The organism is Candidatus Babeliales bacterium (genome assembly GCA_035944115.1).
Taxonomy (GTDB): domain Bacteria; phylum Babelota; class Babeliae; order Babelales; family Vermiphilaceae; genus DASZBJ01.
On the sequence record DASZBJ010000030.1, the window covers coordinates 1 to 4657 of the forward strand.

General features: G+C 37.6%; 4 protein-coding genes. All 4 read right to left on the minus strand.

Annotation, left to right across the window (positions count from 1 at the left end):
* Positions 1-118: 118 nt before the first annotated feature.
* Positions 119-763, minus strand: coding sequence for a hypothetical protein (locus VGT41_03585; GenBank protein HEV2601354.1), 645 nt, complete (start codon positions 761-763; stop codon positions 119-121).
* A 136-nt stretch (positions 764-899) separates the two neighbouring features.
* The gene (locus VGT41_03590) at positions 900-1661 is read right to left on the minus strand and encodes a hypothetical protein (protein ID HEV2601355.1); all 762 of its coding nucleotides are present in this window, start codon (positions 1659-1661) and stop codon (positions 900-902) included.
* A 239-nt stretch (positions 1662-1900) separates the two neighbouring features.
* Positions 1901-3076 (minus strand): hypothetical protein, encoded by a 1176-nt coding sequence (locus VGT41_03595; GenBank protein HEV2601356.1) that lies wholly within the window; start codon positions 3074-3076, stop codon positions 1901-1903.
* Positions 3073-4224: a hypothetical protein gene (locus tag VGT41_03600; GenBank protein ID HEV2601357.1), complete on the minus strand. Its 1152-nt coding sequence runs from the start codon at positions 4222-4224 to the stop codon at positions 3073-3075. Before VGT41_03600 ends, VGT41_03595 begins: the two co-directional genes overlap by 4 nt.
* Between the last annotated feature and the right edge of the window lie 433 nt (positions 4225-4657).

Here is a 4657-nt window from a genome sequence, read left to right on the forward strand (position 1 = left end):
TTGCGCTTGACCCCAGTTACTCTGCGAAATTGTGCCTCTGATGATGATTTTAATTTTTCATATTTCATGTTCTCATAACCTTTTTTTATATAAACAGATCATGAGTATGCCATAAATTTTATGGTTTCAGAAGAGGTCTAATAAAATAATCATACCTATCATCCGGTGAATTTGGCGAAGCATACAGAGAAGGCATGGCATAATTACTTTTCATAAAATCTAATAACGACCGTCGAATAGAACAGCTTTTAATATTCTTGTACATATGTATACGTGCACCAAAAGCATCGTTCACTCTACTATGTCGATCGATATAACTCCTTCTCTCAATATTGCTACCAGATAGCCCCTTTTCAAGCAAACATTTCTCTAAAAATGATAGAGGGGAACATTGCAGTAAATTTTGCCCAAACCTTAGACCCATCATTTGTGCACAGTGAACAAGAAGCTTGTCTTCGCAACATTTCTTTTTATCAGCCGCAGAATAAGAATCAAAATCTTTCAAATTAAAAGAGTAACCGTCTTCAACTAAACAATGTACCGATTCACCTCGATCATACAAATCTTGTACTACAGAAATCACGCCTGTTCGGTTAGCAAGTGTATCTTTCATATCTGTTGTATCCACATGCCCATCACCACATAACAAAACACGCTGGCCAGTGCCCTTATGCCACAATATGGTTAAATTAGTAAACACAGCGTAGGTAGAAATACCGATCAATGATACTAAAACAGCAAGAATCGTGGTGCATTTTTTCATATTTTTTTCCCTTTAAAGCTCAGAATACTCTGACTACCTGTAGAGACAACAGCAGCAGTCGAATATAACAAACAGAAAACGGGGCCATTCTGACCCCTGATTATTATCCAAACTCATTCCATACCTACACGGCTACCTATCTTTGTTTATTCTGTGCACGGTCTTGCAAATATGGCTTGAGCACTTCTTCTCTTTTACCAAAATATTGCTTCGTCCGGTATATGTTGCAGGCCACACTCGCTAATGCCTGCAGTCCCGATAGCTTTTTCATAATAGAAAGAGCAGGTGTATTACCATAGCACGCTTGCCCCACTCGAGCCGCTATCAAACCAACGACACCAATACGAGGATCCGTCAGAAGAGCTGGCCCTGTTAGCACCGGTGATGAAAATCCTAAAAAATAGGGCTTTCTACGCTCAAGATCTAATATGCTGTTTGCATCAGCTACAGCAGTAGCTGCAGCTCCCATTATTGAATTATTGTGATCACCCTCACTCTTATTCAATAATAATTTTTTTACCTCATTCGCTCGGTTTTCGAGCTCTCGCCAATTGTCTCTCTGCTTTTTAATGTTCTTAAGCATCTCATTACATTTATGATGACTGCTATAATAAAAGGTCGAGTGATTGCGACCATCTTGCTCTTCTAGCGTAAAAAACTCCAACCCTGCATTCAAGCGAGCAATAATATCAGCTACACTATCAGCATCTTGAGCACCCTCTTTTTTCTCCTCTGCCGACCAACCTTGATATTCTTCCACCAGTATTTTCAAATTATTCAATACAACTGATAACGCTGGATTTTCCCCAGAATGATCCTCTGCTGCTGCATGCAATCTTCCATTACACACAACAAACAAACTCATTATTAATAAAAAATTCTTTTTTATACTATTCATAGTGCATTATTCCTTTATCACAACAAGATTTTTCTCACGCACGTAATTTTAGCGCTATATGAACGTACAATCAATATTTTTTCATCATTATCCACTCTCCAGACAAGAATCCTTATCTGCAATCTCATAGCTTATTTAGGCGCAACGTAGAACATTCTATGAAGCACGCCAAGCAACCTAGAAATACAAAGAGGACCGTTCCCGATCCTCTGCTTTTTACGCCTGTTTAAAAATAGATTCTATAATTTCGATTGAGCACGCGCTTTTACCGCGTCCAATATTCCACAGTACGCTGGCAATTGCAAAGCATTTTCCTCTCGCTTTAAATAGTTACGCTCTGCTTTTAAGCCGTCTACAATTGCTTTTGGCAAATGAATTGCAATTTTATCAACCAAGTCATCTTTAAATATCGCATTGACCACTTTACTCAATCTTGTTTTGATCATCTGAGCAGCACGCATATTACTTGGAATTGCATCTATCCCATCTTTGAGCAATGGAATAAAGTTAGCCAACTTAAATTTGAAAATTACATCTTCATTATCACATCCAACGAAGTTTACCTGCTGATAATCACCGGTTGATTTTAAAAATGTAACAATATTTCGAACATGGCTCCCACCAGCACACAAAAAAACATTCCGAATGTTTTTGTTTTGATAAAGATCATCTATAGCAGCAACATCAACCATACATTTTGACCGGTCAAATAATCCCATTGTGTCTGATACAGCATAGTGACTATACATAAAATCTAATAACCGATTTTTAATCTCATTGTTCTTAATGCTGCTTACTGTTTTGCCTATTATAATTCTACTAAGCCCATCTACTCCTTTACGTTCTTTCTCATTCAAATGATCTAATCCATCGGTTATTTTCTCATCACTGTTATTATAAACAGCATCATAAACAATGTCCCTTACATCAACATTCAAACAAGAGATTCCTAATGCATGCAAATGCTTCTCTAATAAGCCTAATGGTGAATGATAGTCCTTTAATATTTCACGCTGGTGATAATCGAATACCTTTTCTACGAGTGCGGATCCGGCAATACCCAAATTATCAAAAGAACCTTTTAAACAAATTTGTAACACTCGAAGCATAAATGGTATACAATCCTGATGCTTGTTGAGAGCTGCATCCACATCACGTTGATGCGCCAGATCTGCAACAATACAGTGTACTAATTCCCCATCTGCTTTAAGATCTTGTAAAACAGAAATCAGATCTGCTCGTTGCGTACCTGTCTTTTTCTTCTTTATTAATGCATCACCACGATAATCGCTCAATGCAAAAATACGCTGGCCTGTTTTATTATTACGCAACACAATGCAATTATAAAAAATTGCTTGTGCAGGAATATGCATTAATAAACATATCGCCGCCAAAAATATATTTTTTTTCATCATACACTCGCATCTAATTTCGATTGTGCACGTGTATTTAATGCCTCATCTTTTCTCGTTAAATACGTGCGCTCTGCTTTTAAACCATCTGCAATTGCTTTTGGTACATCGATTGCCATACCTGTCATATACTCATCCTTGAGCATTACATGCATTGCTTTGCTCACTATTGCTTTAATAACCTTGGCCGAAACCGTATTATTTGGAATTGCGTTTACCACATCCTTAAGTGATGGAATAAGTATATTCATCTTATCTCTGAACCTAAAATTTTCACCATCACACCCAACAAAATCTATCTGCTGATAATCGCCTGTTGATTGTAAAAATGCTACAACACGTCGAGTGTGGGCTGCACCAGCACATAAAAAAAGATTTTTAATATTTTTATTTTCATAAATATTATCTATGGCAGCTATATCAACCATAAATGATGCCGCCTCATCTAAACCCGTCATATCTGATATAGAATAGTAGCTATACATAAAATCCAATAATCGTTCCTTAATTTCCTGATTTTTTATGCCTTGCGCTGTTTTGGCAATCATAATTGTATATAATCCATGAATGCCCTTACGCTCCTTTTCACTCAGATGCTCCAAATTGTTTTCTACTTTATAATCATCGTTTTTATACGAAATATTAAATGGAATGTCCCGCGGGTCAATATTTATAGCAGGTAGCCCTAATGCATGTGCATGTTTTACTAATACATCCATCGGAGAACCCCAGCGCAATTGTTCATTATGTTTGTCAACGCGTAACTCACGCTCAAAGTAATGGAAAACCTTCTCGACCATTGCCGCTCCCGCAGTGCCTAAATCATCAAAATCACCATCTAAAACCATCTGCAACTCCTTAAGACGATCCTGTCCATATTTCGCTTTTAGATAGTCCATATACTCATACCACGCATCTTCCACAAGGCAATGCGTAGACTCTCCTTTGGCCGCACAATCTTGTAAAATAGCAATCAAATCAGCGCGCTGTTTGCACGTAATTTTTTTATCAGGTCGATCCAAGTGCACATCACCCAATGCAAAAACTCGCTGGCCAGTTTTAGTGTTATACAGCACAGCACAATTATAAAAAAATGCTTGCATAGGCATGTTCGATAAAAATACTGCCATCAAAAATGTAATTTTTTTCATAACGCCCCCTGACGTGATTTTTAATCCCCACACTGATAATTACCCCCTATGCAATGCAACTAATAATGCCCAAGGTCATTCAGACTGTCAATTTAAAAATTAAAACAATTAAACAAAAGGCAGCGTAAACATACAAATAGAAACCCCAATATCCCTTTCCATCATACTAACCCTACTTCCGTCTTCGCCAGAGGCTACGCCGGACCTTGACGCGCTAATGCTGCTTCCGTCTTCATTTCACTTCGCCGCGAGACCAAGTCGTAGAACATGTCGAAGGACAAGCTCGTTTTTAATGATCCTGCTACACTTTTGTAGACATGAAGAACTTGTAGTAAACTAACAATTACGAGGGACTTTATGAGAAAAATAAGAATTTATGATAAAGAATTTAAATTAAATGCCTTAGAACTGTATACAGCGGGCAAAACAGGCA